General features: G+C 72.4%; 13 protein-coding genes and 3 pseudogenes. 8 read left to right on the forward strand and 8 right to left on the reverse strand.

What is annotated here, in order from left to right; genetic code table 11:
- Positions 1-41 precede the first annotated feature (41 nt).
- From ACWGJ5_RS02440 to ACWGJ5_RS02455, 4 genes are all read left to right on the forward strand, one after another.
- Positions 42-857: an inositol monophosphatase family protein gene (locus ACWGJ5_RS02440; RefSeq protein ID WP_453307922.1), complete on the forward strand. Its 816-nt coding sequence runs from the start codon at positions 42-44 to the stop codon at positions 855-857.
- An 83-nt stretch (positions 858-940) separates the two neighbouring features.
- Complete coding sequence (locus ACWGJ5_RS02445) at positions 941-2,296, forward strand: FAD-binding protein (protein WP_453307923.1); 1,356 nt, start codon at positions 941-943, stop codon at positions 2,294-2,296.
- 17 nt (positions 2,297-2,313) lie between these two features.
- Positions 2,314-2,505, forward strand: a complete 192-nt coding sequence (locus tag ACWGJ5_RS02450) for a hypothetical protein (protein WP_453307924.1) — start codon at positions 2,314-2,316, stop codon at positions 2,503-2,505.
- Positions 2,506-2,593: 88 nt separating this feature from the next.
- Positions 2,594-2,965: an Orn/Lys/Arg family decarboxylase gene (locus ACWGJ5_RS02455; RefSeq protein WP_453307925.1), complete on the forward strand. Its 372-nt coding sequence runs from the start codon at positions 2,594-2,596 to the stop codon at positions 2,963-2,965.
- A 451-nt stretch (positions 2,966-3,416) separates the two neighbouring features.
- Here the strand turns inward: ACWGJ5_RS02455 and ACWGJ5_RS02460 are convergent, their stop codons facing one another.
- The 4 genes and pseudogenes from ACWGJ5_RS02460 to ACWGJ5_RS02475 form a co-directional block, all read right to left on the reverse strand.
- Positions 3,417-4,166: a class I SAM-dependent methyltransferase gene (locus ACWGJ5_RS02460; RefSeq protein WP_453307926.1), complete on the reverse strand. Its 750-nt coding sequence runs from the start codon at positions 4,164-4,166 to the stop codon at positions 3,417-3,419.
- A gap of 270 nt (positions 4,167-4,436) precedes the next feature.
- Positions 4,437-5,615, reverse strand: a complete 1,179-nt coding sequence (locus ACWGJ5_RS02465; protein ID WP_453307927.1) for an acyltransferase family protein — start codon at positions 5,613-5,615, stop codon at positions 4,437-4,439.
- A 180-nt stretch (positions 5,616-5,795) separates the two neighbouring features.
- A pseudogene (locus ACWGJ5_RS02470) lies at positions 5,796-6,664 on the reverse strand (sugar phosphate isomerase/epimerase family protein).
- A pseudogene (locus ACWGJ5_RS02475) lies at positions 6,661-6,957 on the reverse strand (Gfo/Idh/MocA family oxidoreductase); the annotation flags it as partial. The pseudogenes ACWGJ5_RS02475 and ACWGJ5_RS02470, both read right to left, overlap by 4 nt.
- A 2-nt stretch (positions 6,958-6,959) precedes the next feature.
- On the opposite strand from ACWGJ5_RS02475, the pseudogene ACWGJ5_RS02480 reads away from it, so the two are divergent.
- A pseudogene (locus tag ACWGJ5_RS02480) lies at positions 6,960-7,213 on the forward strand (substrate-binding domain-containing protein); the annotation flags it as partial.
- A gap of 17 nt (positions 7,214-7,230) precedes the next feature.
- Here ACWGJ5_RS02480 and ku read toward each other — a convergent pair.
- Together ku and ACWGJ5_RS02490 are read right to left on the reverse strand one after the other, a co-directional pair.
- Entirely contained in the window at positions 7,231-8,196 is a 966-nt protein-coding gene (gene ku, locus ACWGJ5_RS02485) for a non-homologous end joining protein Ku (protein ID WP_453307928.1), read from the reverse strand.
- Positions 8,197-8,354: 158 nt separating this feature from the next.
- Entirely contained in the window at positions 8,355-9,323 is a 969-nt protein-coding gene (locus ACWGJ5_RS02490; RefSeq protein ID WP_453307929.1) for a hypothetical protein, read from the reverse strand.
- A gap of 578 nt (positions 9,324-9,901) precedes the next feature.
- Between ACWGJ5_RS02490 and ACWGJ5_RS02495 the strand changes: the two genes are divergently transcribed.
- From ACWGJ5_RS02495 to ACWGJ5_RS02505, 3 genes are all read left to right on the forward strand, one after another.
- The gene (locus tag ACWGJ5_RS02495; RefSeq protein WP_453307930.1) at positions 9,902-10,339 is read left to right on the forward strand and encodes a Fur family transcriptional regulator; all 438 of its coding nucleotides are present in this window, start codon (positions 9,902-9,904) and stop codon (positions 10,337-10,339) included.
- 33 nt (positions 10,340-10,372) lie between these two features.
- Entirely contained in the window at positions 10,373-12,598 is a 2,226-nt protein-coding gene (gene katG, locus ACWGJ5_RS02500) for a catalase/peroxidase HPI (protein WP_453307931.1), read from the forward strand.
- 212 nt (positions 12,599-12,810) lie between these two features.
- Positions 12,811-13,521, forward strand: coding sequence for a DUF4232 domain-containing protein (locus ACWGJ5_RS02505; RefSeq protein ID WP_453307932.1), 711 nt, complete (start codon positions 12,811-12,813; stop codon positions 13,519-13,521).
- A 276-nt stretch (positions 13,522-13,797) separates the two neighbouring features.
- Here ACWGJ5_RS02505 and ACWGJ5_RS02510 read toward each other — a convergent pair whose 3' ends face one another.
- Both ACWGJ5_RS02510 and ACWGJ5_RS02515 read right to left on the reverse strand, forming a co-directional pair.
- Positions 13,798-14,721: a serine hydrolase gene (locus ACWGJ5_RS02510; protein WP_453307933.1), complete on the reverse strand. Its 924-nt coding sequence runs from the start codon at positions 14,719-14,721 to the stop codon at positions 13,798-13,800.
- Entirely contained in the window at positions 14,718-15,707 is a 990-nt protein-coding gene (locus ACWGJ5_RS02515) for a LysR family transcriptional regulator (protein ID WP_453307934.1), read from the reverse strand. Before ACWGJ5_RS02515 ends, ACWGJ5_RS02510 begins: the two co-directional genes overlap by 4 nt.
- Between the last annotated feature and the right edge of the window lie 100 nt (positions 15,708-15,807).

Here is a 15,807-nt window from a genome sequence, read left to right on the forward strand (position 1 = left end):
ACTCCCTTCGGACGTCGGGAACCTCCGGCTATCCTGCGCCCATGTCGATCATCAACGGGGATTCCGACGCCCGCCTGGCCGTGGACGCGGCCCAGGCGGGCGCCGCCGTGGTCCGTGACCTCTACGGCAGCCGGCTCGAACGCTACGACAAGTCCGCCGGAGACTTCGCGACCGAGGCGGACCTCGCCGCCGAGCGGGCCATCCTGGACGTGCTGCGCGCCGCCCGCCCGGACGACGCCGTGACCGGCGAGGAGAGCGGACGCTCCGGCGCCGCCGACGCCCACCGCCGCTGGCTCGTCGACCCGCTGTGCGGCACCCTCAACTACGCGGTGCGGAACATGCTCGTCGGCGTGAACGTCGCCCTGCGCCAGGGGCCCGAGGTCACGGCCGCCGCGACCGCCGACCCGTTCAGCGACGAGGTCTTCTGGACCGACGGCGCGGCGGCCTGGGTCCGCAGGGACGGCGCGGACGAACGGCTGACGCCCTGGGCCGGGTCCGCGCTGGTGGACGTCAACCTCGATCCGCCGTTCCCCAACGCCCCCGGTTTCCGGGCGGTCCACCTCCTCGCCGACCCGGGCTTCGCCGAGCGGTTCCGGCCCCGGGTAGTCTCCAGCACCCTCGCGGTGGCATGGGTGGCCGCAGGACGCCGGGCCGCCTATGTCACCGACGGCGATCTGCGCGACAGCGTGCACTTCGCGGCGGGGATCGCGCTGTGCCGGGCGGCCGGCTGCACGGTCACCGGCCTGAACGGCGAGCCCGTGCTCGGCGGCGCGGGCGGTCTCGTCGCGGCGGCCGACGCGCAGACCCATGCCGCACTGGTGCAGCTCGTCAAGAACCAGAGGAGCGAGGGGAGTTAGCCGAGACGCCTTGGGGTGTTTCGGCGTCACGTGGTGGACCCGCCTCCTCGACGGAGGTGCCGCGCGTCTGGTGTGATGCCCGTATGACCTTGGCCGCCGACCTCGCCACCCGCTTCGAACAGGCCCTGGACACCCGCCCGGAGACCCTGCGCGAGGCCGCGCAGGACTTCGGGCACATCGTGCAGGAGCCTCCGCTCGGTGTCCTGCGCCCACGGTCCGCCGCCGAGATCCAGGACCTGCTGGAGTTCGCCGGACCCCGGGGCGTCCCGGTGAGCGTGCGCGGTGGTGGTCACTCGATGTACGGCCAGGGGCAGGCGGGCGGCGGGATCGTGCTGGACCTGCGGGCGATGCACCGGGTCGGTGCCGTCGCGGACGACCGGGTGACCGTCCAGGCGGGCGCGTCGTGGCGGGAGGTGCTGGCTGCCACCCTGCCGCACGGCCGCACCCCGCCCGTCCTCACCGACTACCTGGGCGCGGGTGTCGGCGGAGTCCTGTCGGCCGGCGGACTCGGCGGAGCGGGCCACCGGCACGGCCTGGTCGCGGACCAGGTGCTGGAACTGGAGGTGGTGACCGGAACCGGGGAGCACCGGGTCTGCTCGCCCGACCGGGACCCCGAGCTGTACCACGCCGTGCTCGCCGGACTCGGCCAGTGCGCCGTCATCGTGACCGCCACGCTGCGCCTGGTCCCCGCCCCCGCCCGGGTCCGCCGCTACTGCCTGTACTACGCAGGCCTCACCCGCTACCTCTCCGACCAGCGACGGCTCGCCGAAGAGCAGCGCTTCACCTATCTGGAGGGCCAGGCCCGGCCGGTCGGCCAGGAGGGCTGGCAGTACATGATCGAGGCCGTGGCCCCGTACGACGGCCCCTGCCCACCCGACGCCGCCGCCCTTCTCGACGGTCTCGGGCACGATCCCGGCGCACTGGAGACCGAGGACCTGGGATACGGCGAGTTCGCCCACCGCGTGGACACCGATGAGGAAGTCCTGCGGGAGACGGGACAGTGGCTGTGTCCGCACCCGTGGCTCAATCTGCTGCTTCCGCACGACAGCGCCGAGCCGGTCGTCCGTGCCGTGCTCGCCGACCCCGCTTTCCGGGACCTGCGCGACACCGGTCTGGTCCTGCTGTACCCGCTGCTCTCCGGCCGACTGCGGGCTCCCCTCCTCAGCCGCCCCGCCGGCGAAGTCCTTTATCTGTTCGCCCTGTTGCGCACGGCGCCGCCCGGCAGCCCCGAAACGGTCGCGGCGATGGTGGCCGCCAACCGCGCCGCGTACGAACTGGCCCGCTCCAGGGGCGCGGTCGCCTATCCCGTGAACGCCCTGCCCATGTCGGATGCCGACTGGCGGGACCACTACGGCAGCCGGCACCCGGCCTTCGCCGCCGCCAAACGGCGCTTCGACCCGCATCGCGTCCTGGCACGCGGACACGGTCTGCGGTTCTGAAGAGGGTGGCGCCCGAGGTGCTCAAGCAGTGCGAGGACCTGCTCGGCACGACCAGCGCCTCCTGCCTGGTGTACGGCGCCCTGGACGGCTGGCGGCGGCAGATGGTCGAGCGGGGCCGCGAGCTGCTGGAGGCGGCCGTCCACCGGGCCGAGCGCATCCGGGCGGAGCTGCGGGAACTGCCGGGGCTGCGGATGATCGGGGCGAGGTGATCGAAGAGGGCCTGGCGGCCGAGTTCGACCCGATGGAGATCGTCATGGACGTCCGGGACCTCGGCATCAGCGGCATGCAGGCGGTCGAATGGCTGCGGGCGCACCGGCGGCCCGCCGTCCGGCTGCCCGAGCCCCGGGCGCTCGACTCGAACAGGCGGTCCTGCCGCGCGAGGCGTTCTCCGGCCCCACCGAACAGGTGCCCGCCGAGCGGGCCGCGGGCCGGATCTCCGCCGAGATGATCAGCCCCTGTCCGCCCGGGCGCCCGTCGTCGCCCGGCGAGGTGATCACCAAGGAGGTGCTGGACTACCTGCGCGGCGGAGCGGCGCACGGCTTCCTCATCGCCGACGCGGCCGACCCGTCGCTGGACAGCCTGCGCGTCACGGCCGGCCGTGACCGGTCCGGCCCGTGCGCCGGGGGCCGGCCACGCCGTACCCCGACCGGCCGCTCCACGGTCGCCTGACCGGCCGCCCAAGCGCCCGTGACCGGGCCGTTCGCACTGCGGGGGCCCGGGGCAGCGCCTAAGGTGGCGTGTGCGGGCGGCACGGGTGCCTGCCTGCCGGGTCAAGAAGGCGGCCCTCCTGACGAAGACATCCTCGGCAGAGGGCACTTGGCCCTGCTCGACGGTCCCCGGGTCCGGACGACACGTCCGACGGGCCTGCCGCCCCGGCAACTCGATGGGAGACGGCCCGACTTCACCCCGACCGGAAATCCGCCGCGATTCCCGGTTTCGGACGCCCCGGCCCGGGGACCTCGGTACGAGAACTGTGACGGCGCCACGACGGTGCTGCAGCAGCTCACCCGACTGCTCGGCTCGCACCGGGTCCGGGACCGTTTCCCGGCCACCGCCTGACGGCCCACGCCCGAGCAGGCCTCGGCGAAAGGCACTTCGCCGGCAGCCCGCTCGACCCGGGTCAACGCGTCCGGCGGAACAGGGCCGTCCACAGGAAGTCCTCCCCGAACAGCGCGGAGTCCGCCGGTTCCTGCCGCATGGCGCGCAGCTCGATCTCCTCCAGGCCGGAGAAGATCCGGCGCAGTGACTCGGGGGTGTAGGCGAGGCCGCCGTGCAGGCCGGGCTCGCGGTAGAAGGCCGCGTCGGGGAGTTCGGAGCCCATCCGGCCGGCGGCGAAGCAGGTGAGTGCGAAGTGCCCGCCCGGCGCCAGGACGCGGTCCAGCAGCGCGAGGTGGCTGACGCGGCGGTGCGGTGGCAGGTGGTGGAAGCAGCCGGAGTCGTGGACGAGGTCGTACGGGCCCGCCAGCGCCGGCTCGGTGCCGGTGGTCAGAGCGAACGCGTCACCGCAGTGGAACCGCACGGCGCCCCCGGTGTCCCCGGCCTCCCGCGCGCGCTCCTCGGCCCAGGCGATCGCGGCGGGTGAGAGATCGACGGCGTCCACGTCGAAGCCGCGCGCGGCGAGGTACAGCGCGTTACGGCCGGGGCCGCAGCCCAGGTCGAGGGCGCGCCCCGGCGCGATCAGACCGCGCTCGAGGTAGGACGCCAGGTTCTCGTCCGGCTTCGCCGCGAAGAACGGCACCGGTTTGTCCCGCTCCGTATAGAAGCCGTCCCACCACGCGGCCGCGCCCTCCGTCCACCGATCGGCCTCCGGCGCGAACAACCCGTCCAGGAGTCGCAGCACGTCTTCCACGGTGCGGATGTCCCGGTCCATCCGGCCCCCCATCCCCGATACGCCCGATGCTCCCGATGTGCAGAACCTAGGGACGGGAGCGGCCGAACGCCAGACGGCAGGGCTCGGCCGGAAGGCACCGGCGGGCTTCGGGGCGGACGGGGGAGGAGAGGCGGGGCACCTCCCCCGGAGGTCGGCCGACAGGCCTCCAGGACCCCCACGGCGCACCGGCACGCGGCCCTCCACGACCGAGCCGAGGGCAGATTTCCGGCCGCGTACCCGAGCGCCCGCCTCCCACGGCCGGGCAGCGGCTCAGTCGCGTGCCGCAGCCGGTTCCTCGCGGCGGGCCTCGGTCGCATCCGGCTGTGCGGCCGGGCGGCGCCGACGCAGCAGCAGGCGTCTCGCCGGGCGCTCCACCGCCTCGTACAGGAGCCAGGACAGCCCAAGCGACACCGCGAACGCTGTCGTGGTGACGGCGATCCCCGCCAGCAGACCGAAGTGCGGCTTCGTCCCGAGCAACTGCGTGGCGGACCGCAGCACCAGCAGATGGATCATGTAGAAGGCGAACGACAGCTCGCCGAGCCGCACCAGCCGCCGGCGCCGCCACAGCGAGGGCAGGCTCTGGATGTCCGCGACGGCCGCGGCCGGGATGAGCAGCGTGAACCCGACGATGGTGCACATGGTGGCGGAGTAGCCGGGCGCGACCTGCGGGACGAGGAAGTAGCCGATGACCGCCAGCGCGAGCGAGGCCTCCAGACCGGGACCCCGCCACCGGCCGAGCAGCACCAGCCGCGCGGTGACCGCGCCGAGGACGAACTCGGGCAGCCGCGCCGCCGGGAACGAGTACAGCGCGTACGTCCACCAGTGATGGGCGTCCGCCCGGGCCAGCACGAAGACCGCCACCACCGACAGGGCGCCCAGCGCGGCCGAACAGCGTGGACCGAGCCGGCGCAGCAGCAGGAGCAGCAGGGGGAAGGAGGCGTAGAAGAACGCCTCGCAGGCGAGGGACCAGCTGACCGGGTTCAGCGTCTGCCACCAGGGGCGCCACCAGGAGTGGAGCAGCAGCGCATTGGACAGCGCCTGCTTCGGCGTCGGTCTCGGCTGGTTCGCCAGCGTGTACGTCATGACCAGGGCGAGGACCGCGGTGACGAGGTGCACCGGGTAGATGCGCGCGATGCGCCGTCTCCAGAAGGCGAGCGCGCGGTCATCGGGTCGCGCCGACCAGGTCAGCACGAAGCCGGACAGCACGAAGAAGAACGACACACCGGTGGCGCCGGCCCCGAATGCCCAGGACACGAGGCGGCCACCGGTGCCTCCGAAATAGCCGAAGTTGTTCACGTGCAGTCCGAACACCAGCAGTGCCGCCATCCACCGCAGTCCCGTCAGGGATGGCAGCGAGGACATGGCGGCTGCTGGGGAGTCCCTGGCGGTCGTGTCGCCGGAACGGGTGGGCGGCGTCGTCCGGAACGTCCGGGTCGTCGCCGTTGTCATCGAATCACCTGCCGCAGAGGGTTGGCGTGGGGCATGAAGGGGTACCTTGCCCGTTCACCCCTGGTCCATCACGTCACATGGCAAACATCACACTCGCTGCCGAACGACAGACCCCTCCGTATGCCACGGAAGGCCGGACCGGGTGCACCCGTACGAGTGACGCCCCACGCACCGCCTTGATCAGCGCGCGGCCAGTTCCTTCGTGATCCGCTCCAGCATGAACGCCGAGGACTCGCGGGCCCGCTCCTCCCAGGCGAACACACAAGCCGTGGCCACGCCGTCGAACTTCAACTCCCGCAGCCTACCGAAGAACGCGCCCCAGTCGATCTCGCCCTGCCCGATGTCCATGTGCTGGTGAACGCGGGCCGTGGTGGCGGGCGGGTTGAGGATGTACCGTGGGCCGGAGGAACCCCTGTGGTTGAAGGAGTCCGCGATGTGCACGTGCCGCAGCTTGTCGCCCGCGTAGCGCATCATCGCCGCGATGTCCGCCGTCGGGTCCGAGCCCGACAGGTGGAAGGAGCGCGGGGCGCAGTACAGGTCGTTCACCCACGGCTTGTTGATCGCGCGGACCAGGTCGACCGCGGGCGTGTTCTCCTCGCAGAAGTCGTCCGGATGCGCCTCCAGGTTCAGCGCGATGCCTCCCGCTCGAACAGCGGCAGCAGTTCTTCGATCGAGCGCCAGAACGCGGCCTCGCTCTGCTCCGTCCGCTCGGTACGGCCGTTGAACTCCGAGTTCATCAGCGGGCATTCAAGGTCCGCGGTGATCTCGGTCACCCGCTTCCAGTAACGGACGGCCGCCTGCCGCTCGGTCTCGTCCGGCGAGGACCACTTGTACAGCGGCAGCACCGAGGAGAGTCGCACTCCGTGCGTGCGCAGGGACTTCTTCGGCTGCGCGATGCGCGCGTCGTCCGCCCGCGGGTGCAGGAAGAACGGCATAAAGCAGGCACGTGGCGACAACTCGATGTACTCATGGTCGAGTTCGGCCACCGTGCGCACCATGTCGTCGATCGGCAGGGTACGGAACATGTACGAGTCGAGGGCGATCTTCACGCGGCACCTCCGTAGAACGCGGGCCGGGGCTCGAGGTTCGGGGCGACGACCCGGCCCGACTCCAGGGCCTCGACCGTCGCGCTGGTGATGACGGTGGCGGCGTAACCGTCCCAGGCCGACGGCCCGGTGGGCTCCTGGCCGGCGGCCAGGTTCGCGATCCACTCGCGGAACTCGGTGTCGAAGGCGTCCGCGAAGCGGCCCACCCAGTCCGTCAGCACCTCGGTGCTGTGCCGGCCGCCGGTGCGCACGGCGACCGAGACGGGATCCGGCAGCCGCACCAGGCCCTCCTCGCCGCCGCCTCCTGCTCACCGAACGGGCCACCGGAACGCCACTGCCGACGGCCGTCCTCGCCGGCAACGACCGCAGCGCCATGGCTCCCATCCGATGCCGATCGGCCTGACGACCGTACGCCAGGACGCCCGGCTGATGGCCGAACACGCGGTCCGCTTCGCCGTCGAGCGCCTCGAGGACCCGGAGCTGGAGCCCAGGGAGGCCGAGTTGGATCCGAAGCCGGTCGTGCGAGGGACAAGTGGCTCGCCGCCGGCCTGAATCCGATGGCCCGACGGTCAAGCCGCCTTCTCGGCAAGGGCCTTGGCGAGCTGTTCCCGCGTCATCCTGGACCGGCCCGGTACTCCCGCGGCGCTCGCCCGCTCGTACAGTTCCGCCTTGGACAGGGCCCCCAGGTCCTCCTTCTTGCCGGCGGCTTGCTTCTTGCCCGTTGCCGGTTTTCCGCCGCCCTTGCGCCCCCTGGACCGGCCCTGCTCGACACTCCGGCTGAGCACGTCCATCAGGTCGATGACATTGGTCGCCTCCGGCGGCTCCGGTTCGCCGACGACCTCCTCGCCCTTCCGCTTCGCGGCGACGAGCTTCTTGACGCGCTCCTCGTAGGTGTCGTGATAGTCGGCGGGGTCCCAGTCGACGGTGAGGGCGTCGATCAGCTGCTCGGCCGTCCGCAGCTCCTTGCCGTCGCTCTTCGTGCGCCGCTCCGGCAACTCGGGCACCACATCGGCGGGGTCGCGCACCTCGTCGGCCCAGTGCAGGGTGTGCAGGACGAGAACGCCCGGCTGCGCCCGCAATGCGGTCAGATACTCCTTGCCGCGCATGGTGAACGTGGCGATCCCGGCCTTGTCCGAGCGGTCCAGCGCCGACCGCATCAGCTCGTACACCTTGACGTACTCCTTGCCGCGCGGGCCGACGTAGTACGTGCGGGCGAAGTACACGGGCTCGACCTGGTGCAGGTCGACGAACCCGGCCAGGTCGATCACCTTCGACCGCCCTGGCGCGATCTCCTCCAGTTCCTCCGGCTCCACGACGACGTACTCGCCCTCGTCCATCTCGTAGCCCTTGACGATCTTGTCGGTGTCGACCTCCTTGCCGGTGCGCTCGTTGACCCGCTTGTTGCGGATCCGGTCCGAGGTGCCGCGCTGAAGCTGGTGGAAGTGCACCGTGTGGTCCTCGGTGGCGGTGTACAGCCCCACGGGCAGGGTGACCAGCCCGAAGGTCAGGACACCGGTCCAGATGGGTCTCGCCATGGCTCCTCGCCTCCGTCATGGGGTCTGTCGTCCGTGGGGGGTCAGCCGTGCGTTGTGCGTGCGGCGTCCGTAGTGCGGTCAGCCGCGCGTTGTGGGTGCGTCGTCCGGCGTGGGTCAGCGCCTGTTGTGTCCCAGTGGTCCGTCGTGGTGCTGTCCGGTCATCGCCGGCGCGTTCGTGCCGGGGACGCGCGCTCGGCCCGGGCGCCGGCCAGCCGCTCGGCCTCGGCCGAGGCCGCCTCGGCGTGGCGCCGGGCCTCCCGCACGGCGCGGTCCGCCCGCCGGGCCCGCTCCCGCGCGTCCTGCTCGCCGGTACGGCACCGCCGTTGCTCCTCCTCCGCTTCACGCAGCCGCGCGCGCAGCTCGTGCACGCGCTCCGCCGCCTCGGCCACCCGGTCACGGGCCTCCTCCGCCTTCCGCCCGGCGGCCTCGGCCTCCGCCTCGCGGGCATCCAGGTCCTGCTCCGCGTCCCGGGCGGCTCTGCGGGCCTCGTTGAGACGGCGCCGGTGTGCCAGTTCGTCCTCGCGCGTCTCCGTCGCACCCCGCTTCCTCTTCCTCTCCGCGCCACGTCCGCCGGGCTCCTCGCCCTCGGCGGGCTTTTTCGCCCTGGCCGCCGCGGGGAGAGCAGGACGGGAGGCGAGGACGCCCTCGCCCGCCTCGGGAAACCCGAACGTGGAGCTGAGCGGCTTGACGAGTCGCCCCGCCGCCCACTCCCGGGCGGCCTCCGGATCGGCGAGCACGGCGTGCAGGGTCTCCTCGACCTCTCGCTGTACCCCCTCACCCACCGGCCGACCGGCCTCCGCCGCCAGCCGCCGCGCCTGCCGGCCGAGCGCGCCGATCATCTCGCTCTGCCGACGGGCGAGCTTGCGCAGCTGCGGACCGTCCAGTTCGCGGTGTGCCCGGCGCAGCTCCTCGCCGAGTTCCAGCAGCGGCCGGACCTCCTCCCGCTGCCGGCGGACGAGCAGATTGCCGACCCATGCGGCCAGGCCGGGTCGCCGCAACGCACCGATCTCCTTGGCGAGAGCCTGATCACCGGCCTTGCGGGCGTCCCGGGCGCGGCGGTCACGGGCGGCGACGAACTCCTCCGGCCGCAACCCGTACAGCTCGTCGGCGACGGCGTCCAGGTCCACCAGCGCCCCTCTCGAAGGCCACCTGGGTTGACGGGGTCCGAGTTTCTCACTCTGTGGCGTTCATGTGCTTTATGCGACGACTCGTCCTGGTGGGGTGGGACGGATTTCGGTGGGTCGGGTGGAGACGCCATCACAGGGGACCGTCAAGGCCCCCCGACTCCGGCCGGCTGGCGCTGGGAGCCCCAGCAGGCCTTCCATGCTCTGGCCCGCCGCCACGGGCACGACCAAACGGGCCGCCGGCCGGGTCAGGCCGGCGCCGGTGCCCGGCTCACCCGTTCGGAGGACCGTCCGGCTTGCCGCGCCGCCGTCGCCGGTCCGGGGCCACATGATGCGGGCATGCCCCCGATCCGTCCCCCGACCCGCGCCGCGACCGGTCGCCGTACCGCCGGACCCGTCGGGGCCTGCCCACCCGTGCGCGCGGGCGCCTGGGGCGGAGCCATGCGCAGGCAAACATGAACGCAAACGCTCAGGCGGTGTCGAGGCGGACACGCGGGCGGACGGGGGCCGGCCGGGCGCAACCAAAATTGCATCGTTCGTTTTCTTGAATCGCTCGTGTTTATGCCGGTAGGTTCGGCCTCATGACCGCCTCCCCGCCCCCGACCACCGCCGAGGAGCTCCGCGGTGCCGGCCTGCGCGTGACGGCAGCCCGCGTCGCGCTGCTGGAGACCGTCCGGGCGGGCGACCACCTCGGCGTCGAGGCGATCGCCTCCGGGGTACGCGACCGCGTCGGCCACATCTCCCTGCAAGCCGTCTACGAGGCCCTTCACGCCCTCACCGCGGCGGGTCTCGTCCGCCGTATCGAGCCGGCCGGTCACCCGGCCCGGTACGAGGGGCGCGTGGGGGACAACCACCACCACATCGTGTGCCGGTCGTGCGGTGCCGTCGTCGACGTCGACTGCGCGGTCGGCGACGCGCCCTGTCTGACCGCCTCCGACGACCGGGGCTTCGCCATCGACGAGGCCGAAGTCGTCTATTGGGGTAAGTGCCCCGACTGTTCCACCGGCCGCAGTTCCTGAGCACCGAGTTCCGCACAGTTCGGAAGGATTGCCATGACTGAGAACCACGATGCGATCGTCACAGACGCGAAGGCGGAGGGGACCAGCGGCGGCTGCCCCGTCGCCCATGACCGGGCCCTGCACCCGACCCAGGGCGGTGGCAACCGCCAGTGGTGGCCGGAGCGGCTCAACCTGAAGATCCTTGCCAAGAACCCGCCCGTGACGAACCCGCTCGGTGAGGACTTCGACTACGGCGAGGCCTTCGAGAGCCTCGACCTGCCGGCCCTGAAGCGGGACATCGCCGAGGTGCTGTCCGCCTCGCAGGACTGGTGGCCCGCCGACTTCGACCACTACGGCCCGCTGATCATCCGTATGGCTTGGCACAGCGCCGGCACCTACCGCATCAGCGACGGCCGCGGCGGCGCCGGCGCCGGCCAGCAGCGCTTCGCCCCGCTGAACAGCTGGCCGGACAACGCCAACCTGGACAAGGCCCGCCGCCTGCTGTGGCCCGTGAAGAAGAAGTACGGCCAGAAGATCTCCTGGGCCGACCTGATGATCCTCGCCGGCAACGTGGCCCTGGAGTCCATGGGTTTCACGACCTTCGGCTTCGGCGGCGGCCGCGAGGACGTCTGGGAGGCGGAGGAGGACGTCTACTGGGGTCCCGAGACCAGCTGGCTGGACGACAGGCGCTACACCGGCGACCGCGAGCTGGAGAACCCGCTCGGCGCCGTCCAGATGGGCCTCATCTACGTCAACCCCGAGGGCCCGAACGGCACCCCGGACCCGCTGGCCGCGGCCCGCGACATCCGTGAGACCTTCCTCCGCATGGCCATGAACGACGAGGAGACCGTCGCCCTCATCGCGGGTGGCCACACCTTCGGCAAGACCCACGGCGCCGGCCCCGCCGACGCGGTCGGTGCCGACCCCGAGGCCGCCGGCTTCGAGGAGCAGGGACTCGGCTGGAGGAGCACCTACGGCACCGGCAAGGGCGCGGACGCCATCACCTCCGGCCTGGAGGTGACCTGGACCGCCACCCCGACCCAGTGGGACAACGGCTTCTTCGACATCCTCTTCGGCTACGAGTGGGAGCTGACCGAGTCCCCGGCCGGCGCCAAGCAGTGGGTGGCCAAGGACGCCGAGGCGATCGTCCCCGACCCGCAGGACCCGTCGAAGAAGCGCCTGCCGACGATGCTCACGACCGACCTGTCGCTGCGCTTCGACCCGATCTACGAGCCGATCTCCCGCCGGTTCCACGAGAACCCGGAGGAGTTCGCGGACGCCTTCGCCCGCGCCTGGTACAAGCTCACCCACCGTGACCTGGGCCCGAAGTCGCTGTACCTCGGCCCGGAGGTCCCGGAGGAGACCCTGATCTGGCAGGACCCGCTGCCGCAGCGCGAGGGCGAGCTGATCGACGACGCCGACGTCACGGCCCTGAAGACCAAGCTGCTCGACTCCGGTCTTTCGGTGTCCCAGTTGGTCGGTACCGCCTGGGCCTCCGCCTCCACCTTCCGCGGCAGCGACAAGCGCGGCGGTGCCAACGGCGCCCGGATCCGCCTGCAGCCGCAGCGCGGCTGGGAGGTCAACGAGCCCGACGAGCTGGCCCAGGTGCTGCGCACCCTCGAGAACATCCAGCAGGAGTTCAACGCCTCCGCCGGCGCCAAGAGGGTCTCCCTGGCCGACCTCATCGTCCTCGGTGGTGTCGCCGCGGTCGAGAAGGCCGCCAAGGAGGGCGGCTTCGAGGTGCAGGTGCCCTTCACCCCGGGCCGCGTGGACGCGGCCGAGGAGCACACCGACGCCGAGTCCTTCGAGGCGCTGGAGCCGACCGCGGACGGCTTCCGCAACTACATCGGCAAGGGCAACCGTCTGCCGGCCGAGTACCTGCTGGTCGACAAGGCGAACCTGCTGAACCTGAGCGCCCCCGAGATGACGGTGCTCGTCGGTGGTCTGCGGGTCCTCGGCGCCAACCACCAGCAGTCGCAGCTCGGCGTCCTCACCAAGACGCCCGGCGTCCTCACCAACGACTTCTTCGTCAACCTGCTCGACATGGGCACGACCTGGAAGTCGACCTCGGGGGACCAGACGACGTTCGAGGGCCGTGACGCCGTCACGGGCGAGCTGAAGTGGGCCGGCAGCCGTGCCGACCTGGTCTTCGGTTCCAACTCCGAGCTGCGCGCCGTCGCCGAGGTGTACGGCAGCGACGACGCGAAGGAGAAGTTCGTCGAGGACTTCGTCGCCGCGTGGGACAAGGTCATGAACCTGGACCGGTTCGACCTGGTCTGAGCACGGCTTGGAGGGCGTCCGGGCCGACCCGCAGGGGCCGGGCCGGACGCCCTCGTCGTCCGAACGGGGACCGGACCTCCGTCACTGAAACGTCACAGGAGATCCACAACTGTCACAGACGATCTACAGCGGAAACCCCGGGTCGCCCGGCTCTGTCTCCCTCCGCGAACACCGGCAGGGAGCCGGTCGAACCACCGGAATCGGGGGACCTCATGCACCACCGCAACACCATCCGCCTCGCCGCATCGGCGACGGCCGTGATCGCCGCCGCGCTGTCGCTGACCGCGTGCGGGCCGGGAGACGGCGACGGGGCCGGCAAGTCGTCCTCCCCGACCCCGGCTGCCGCCACTCCCTCCGGCACCGCCTCCACCCCCGCGAGCCCCGCCGCCACGCCGCCGTCGACCTCGGGATCCTCCGGCGGCACCTCGACGGCCCCGAGTGCCGCGGTCTCCCCGGCGTCCCACACCTCGGCGGGCACGGCGTCGGCATGCCCGGTCTCGGCCGTGCAGGCGACGGCCCAGCAGGGACCCGACCACCGGGTCGGCACCGGCACCGGCACGGCGCTCATCCAGTTCACCAACGTCTCGGGACGTACCTGCGTCCTGCAGGGCCACCCCACGGTGGCCGGTGCGGGCAACGGTTCCCCCGAACACAACAGCCCTCTGAAGGTGACCCCCACCGGCATCGCCTCGCCCGTGCGCCTCGCGCCGGGCGGCAAGGCATGGGTGAAGCTGACCTTCGTCCAGGTCGAGGGCGAGGGCGACGGCTACTGCGTCTCCGGCGCCAAGCCCGCCGTCTACCCGACGCTCGTGGTCGGCCTCTCCCGCTCGGGCGCGCACCAGGTCGCCCTGTCGGACGGCGAGTTCGCCGAGTGCGACAACACCGTCACCGCGACCGCGGTCTCGGCGGCGAAGCCGGCCTGAACCGGCACGTGACCGGCGGGCGGCCGGCTCCGGGCAAGCTCCGGTGCGGTCGCCCGCCTGCCGCGCGGCTCGCACGTCCCCCGGCCGAGCAGCGGCGAGGCGCGGAAGCCCGGTACGGCATCGCGAGAGGGCCCCGGTGATTCAATGACCGAGGGAGAACAACGCCTGTTGTCATGAGCGCCCCGAAGGGGCGCGGGGAACTGCGCGACCAGCCCACATCGCACCCGCGGACGCCCGACGACAACAGCCCCAACGGCGTTCACGCGAGCGCCGACTTCACCTCCGCAGCGCCTCGAACGCCGCCCGCCCGGCCACCCCGATCGCCAGGTCGACATCCGGCGCAAGCCCCGCGCAGCGGTCCGCGCGGGTGAGCGCCGCCATGGCCACCCGGTCCCCCGACTCCGCCTCGACCACCCCGATCTCGTGCCGCAGGTGCAGAAACGTCCCCGTCTTGCCGCTCCACCGCAGTGAGTCCGCCCGCAGTTCGCTCGCCAGCCGGTGCGTGAAGACCTGCAGGCCCATCAGCCGCCGCAGCTCCGCCGTGGCCGTCGGCGTGGAGACCTCGTCGCACCACACCCGCCGCAGCAGTTCGACCAGCGTCGCGGCCGACCCGGCGTTGGCGTACGCCGGGTCCAGCGTCTTGATGGCGTGCCGGCCGGCCCGCTCGTCCCGGAGGGCCAGTTCCAGTGCGAGGGAGAAGTCGTTGCCGGCGGCACCGGCGGCGCACTCGTACATGTGATTCAGACGGTGCCGCATCCGGATCTCCCCGCACCCCCAGGCGCGCAGCCGCTCGTCCACGTCCGCCACCGGCACCAGGTCGAGCAGGGTGTCCGCCGCGGCGTTGTCGCTCACGGACAGCGTCATCAGCAGGAGATCACCGACGGCCACGCTCGCCGGGTGCCGGAACGCCGCGAGCCCGGTGGGACCCACGCTGCTCTGCGCCGGATCGACCGTCACCGGGTGCGCCGGATCGAGCTCCCCGGACGCGATCCGGTCCAGTACGACGAGGGCGAGCGGGACCTTCACCACCGACGCGAGCGGCATCAACTCGTCGGCATCGAAGCCCAGTTGTTCGCCGGTGCCCAGGTGCCGGGCGAGGAAGGAACCGCGCACGCCGAGGGCGGCCCAGTCCGCGGCGATCGCCTCGGCGACGTCCAGGAGGGCGCCGTCGTCCGCGACGTACACCGGTGCCGTGCTCATCCGCGTGCCGCCAGCCGTGCGGGTACGTCCTCGGCGCCGGTCCCGGAACGTGGTCCACCGGGCCCTCGGGCAGCGGCTCCCGCGGCCGACGCCAGCAGCGGGACCAGCCAGTGCGGCACCTCCGCGGAGCCGGACCGGTCCGGGGCGCCGCTCACGTCGTACCCCCGGTGCAGTGACCGGTCGCCCAGCGGCGCCCAGCGGGCCCCGTGCTGCCGGGCCAAGGGCTCGGCGCACAGCAGCAGAGCCCGCCCGGCCAGCGTCTCGGCGAGTGCGGTGGCCGCGGGCCCGGCCGGCCGGAACCGGCCCGGTGGCAGCCCGGCCCGGGCGACCGCGCGCTCCAGCCGGTCCTCGCAGAACGGCACCTGATCCTCCGGCAGGGTCAACACCGGTGGCAGAGCGGCGCGTTCGGCGTCACGCCCGCGGCGCGGCCGCAGGTCCTCCAGATGGACGGCGCGCCGCACCCCGTCGTACTCCGGGCCCCACCCTCCGCCGGACGCCTCCGGCGCCGACGCCAGGCCCAGCGGGACCTGGAACGCGCCCCTCTCCGGCGGAACCCGCACGAGTGCGTAGGAGAGCGAGCCGTCGGCCAGCCCGGAAGCCCTTTCTGCGGGCGGCAGTTCGCGCACGCCGAGGGTGATCCCGTGCTCGGCGCCGGCGCGGATCGCACGTGCCAGCGCCGCCGGGGCGCAGTGCGCGGGCACGCCGACGGCTCGCATCCGTGCCCGCCCGGCCGTACCGGCGGCCTGCCGCAGCCGCTGGGCCCGGTCCAGCACGTCACGCGCGTACGGCAGGAGCAGCGTGCCCAGCTCGGTGATCGTGATCTGCCGCCGGGAACGGTCGAACAGCAGGCCGCCGAAGTGCTCCTCCAGTGTCTTGATACGGCGGCTGAGCAGCGGCTGGGCGATGCCGAGCCGGTCCGCCGCCCGCGAGAAGCTCGCTTCGTCGGCCGTCGCGACATACGCCTCGAGATGCGCGAGGAGATCCATCCTGCAGTCATATCAATAAGGTATGAAGTGTTCAAAGTTCACTCTTGGACATGAGTGGTGTCCGGCTGTTTCGCTGTCCCCGTCGAAGATCGGGGAAGCC

The organism is Streptomyces sp. NPDC054783 (assembly GCF_053611725.1).

What these genes read in the sequence shown, in the direction of transcription:
- ACWGJ5_RS02495 (WP_453307930.1), top strand. Translation starts at nt 9,902, where the DNA reads ATGACCGCCTCCCCGCCCCCGACCACCGCCGAGGAGCTCCGCGGTGCC.
- ACWGJ5_RS02515 (WP_453307934.1), bottom strand. Translation starts at nt 15,707, where the DNA reads ATGGATCTCCTCGCGCATCTCGAGGCGTATGTCGCGACGGCCGACGAA.
- ACWGJ5_RS02510 (WP_453307933.1), bottom strand. Translation starts at nt 14,721, where the DNA reads ATGAGCACGGCACCGGTGTACGTCGCGGACGACGGCGCCCTCCTGGAC.
- ACWGJ5_RS02445 (WP_453307923.1), top strand. Translation starts at nt 941, where the DNA reads ATGACCTTGGCCGCCGACCTCGCCACCCGCTTCGAACAGGCCCTGGAC.
- katG (WP_453307931.1), top strand. Translation starts at nt 10,373, where the DNA reads ATGACTGAGAACCACGATGCGATCGTCACAGACGCGAAGGCGGAGGGG.
- ACWGJ5_RS02460 (WP_453307926.1), bottom strand. Translation starts at nt 4,166, where the DNA reads ATGGACCGGGACATCCGCACCGTGGAAGACGTGCTGCGACTCCTGGAC.
- ACWGJ5_RS02465 (WP_453307927.1), bottom strand. Translation starts at nt 5,615, where the DNA reads ATGACAACGGCGACGACCCGGACGTTCCGGACGACGCCGCCCACCCGT.
- ACWGJ5_RS02440 (WP_453307922.1), top strand. Translation starts at nt 42, where the DNA reads ATGTCGATCATCAACGGGGATTCCGACGCCCGCCTGGCCGTGGACGCG.
- ku (WP_453307928.1), bottom strand. Translation starts at nt 8,196, where the DNA reads ATGGCGAGACCCATCTGGACCGGTGTCCTGACCTTCGGGCTGGTCACC.
- ACWGJ5_RS02455 (WP_453307925.1), top strand. Translation starts at nt 2,594, where the DNA reads ATGGCTGCGGGCGCACCGGCGGCCCGCCGTCCGGCTGCCCGAGCCCCG.
- ACWGJ5_RS02505 (WP_453307932.1), top strand. Translation starts at nt 12,811, where the DNA reads ATGCACCACCGCAACACCATCCGCCTCGCCGCATCGGCGACGGCCGTG.